This window comes from Promicromonospora sp. NPDC060204, assembly GCF_042728455.1.
Lineage (GTDB): Bacteria > Actinomycetota > Actinomycetes > Actinomycetales > Cellulomonadaceae > Promicromonospora.
This window is the reverse complement of record NZ_JBHWZO010000438.1, coordinates 1-2,264: the sequence shown is the minus strand read 5'-3', so window position 1 is coordinate 2,264 and position 2,264 is coordinate 1. Positions and strand designations below refer to the sequence as shown.

2 protein-coding genes are annotated in these 2,264 nt (G+C 74.3%); one reads left to right on the top strand and one right to left on the bottom strand.

Annotated elements, in window-relative coordinates; all coding sequences use genetic code 11:
* The coding region (locus tag ACFWEJ_RS28475) for a hypothetical protein (RefSeq protein WP_377232519.1) at positions 1–972 on the bottom strand (972 nt) is incomplete at its 3' end.
* A gap of 153 nt (positions 973–1,125) precedes the next feature.
* On the opposite strand from ACFWEJ_RS28475, the gene ACFWEJ_RS28470 reads away from it, so the two are divergent.
* A partial coding sequence (locus ACFWEJ_RS28470; protein ID WP_377232518.1) for a hypothetical protein occupies positions 1,126–2,264 on the top strand: 1,139 nt, incomplete at its 3' end.

Genomic DNA, 2,264 nt, shown 5'->3' with positions numbered 1-2,264 from the left:
GACCTCGGCGAACGTGTCCACGGGGACGAGCCGGCACGCCGCGCGCACGCTGGGCCAGCGGGCGCGCAGCGCCTCGGCGGCCTCCCACGCGCCCGGCCCGACCAAGGTCACGGTGAGTGGTTCGCCGCCGTTGGCGATCTCGACGCCGCGCAGGCGCGCGAACGCCACGACCAGCGCCCGGCCGAACGTGCCGTGGCCCACGACGGAGATGTGCGGCGCGGCACCCCGGGCGAGGACCCGGTCGCGCCGGACCAGGGAGCGGGCGACGAGCTCGCCCAGCGTGAAGAAGTCCACGCCCGGCTGCGGGTGGCTCAGGTGCCGGGCCTGCAGGGCGAGCGCGAGCTCCGGGTCGCTGACGTGGGCGTTCAGGCGCAGGCCGGGCAGGTCGGCGGCCCGGGGGGCGCGGTTGGCCACGGCCACGGTGAGCACGTTGACGCCCGGTTCGTCGTCCTCGGCCGCGCAGGCGTACAGGACGGCAGCGCCGGACACGCCCGCGTTGCGCAGGGCGCCGTCGTCCCCGGTCACGGTGCGGGCGACGACGGCGCCGCGGGCCGCGAGCGCCTCGGCGATGACGTCCGCCGCGGGGGTGCGGCCCACGACGATCGCGTGCCCCCGCATCCGGCGGGTGCGCATGAGCACGAACTGGTCGGCGAAGAGCGACCGCACCGCCTCGAAGACGGCGTAGCCGGTGGCGACGGGGGCGAGGAACCGGGCCGCCTGGAGCTGCCAGGGCAGGTCGCCGCCCTGGTTCGTGGCCTCGGCGCCGAGCACGAAGAGCTGGACGGAGTAGTAGACGAGGTCCCAGGCGCTGGTGCCCCACTCGAAGTCGGGCGACGTGCGGTAGAGCCAGAAGCCCCACAGGCCCAGGCCGAACGCGACGCCGAAGAGCGCCGTGAAGCCGGCGCGGACCCAGGACCGGCGCACGCGCAGCCGCCGGGGCCCGTCGCGGGGGACGACCAGCTCGGGTGCCATCTCAGACCCTCCTCGTCGGATCGCACGACCATGCCTAACCGTGCATTTCACCACGAAGGTGACTAGCGTCATGACCTGCGGCGACACTACACACCGGGGGATATGTTTCTCCCGGTCCGCACACATTCGCCGACGAAAGGCTGCGGGAGCAGGATGACCGACCGGATTGTCCGCTCCCTGCTCCCGACCGCCCGCGTGCGCGCGGCGCCGCGCGCCGACGGGTACGACGGCTTCCTGTCGTACAGCCGGGACTCCGACGGCGAGTTCGCGCCCGAGTTCCACGCGCAGCTCCTCGACTTCGACCGGCGCGACGACGTGCCGGACCTGAACATCTTTCTGGACCGGACCGGCCTGGCGAACAACCCGAGCCTGTGGGACGCCATCGAGCTCAAGCTCGAACGGTCCGACTACCTGATCCTGCTCGCCTCGGAGGGCGCCGCGAGCTCGAAGTACGTGGCCAAGGAGGTCGCCTGGTGGCTCGACCACCGGGGCCCCGAGACCCTGCTGGTGGCGCTGACCAGCGGCAAGATCGTCTGGGACCAGACGGCGAACGAGATCGACGCGATCAGCACCACGGCGCTGCCCGCCCCGCTGGTCGAGCGGATCGACCACGAGCCCAAGTGGACCGACCTGACGAGGCTGCGCCAGCGCCGGCGCTGGCGGCACCACCAGGACCTGGCGGGGGTGCTCGCGGAGCTGGTCGCCCCGCTGCGCGGCCCCGACGTCAGCACCGAGGAGATCCTCAGCGCCCACATCGCCCGGCAGAGCTCGGCCGGGATGCGCAACCGCCTGGTGAACCTGGCCCTCGGGGTCATGCTCGCCCTGTCGATCGGCGCGTTCGCGTTCGCGGAGCGGGAGGCGGACCGCGCGAACGACGCGGTGAACGCCAACGCCGCCCACCTCCTGGGCGCGACGTCGCACGTGGTGCAGCAGGACGATCCCGCGACGGCGCAGCTCCTGGCGGTCGAGGCGGTGCGGCGGCTGCGGGACGGGCAGACCCGGACGGCGCTGTTCAACGCCGTGACGGCCAACGAGCCGGCGGACCCGTACCTGCTGCGCACCGTCGACGTGCCCGAGGAGACCGGGCTGGCCGACGTCGCGCCGACCGGCACCGGCGTCGTCGGCCGGACCGAGACCGGCGACCTGGTGCGCTGGAACCCGGACGACGGCGCCCCCACGGTGCTGCGGGGCGACCGCACCCCCTTCGGCACGGTGAGCGGGTCCGGCGGGCCCGGGGGTGCGTCCCGGCGCGGTAGCCCCGTCGTGGCCGGCAGCGCCGACGGCTCGGTGGT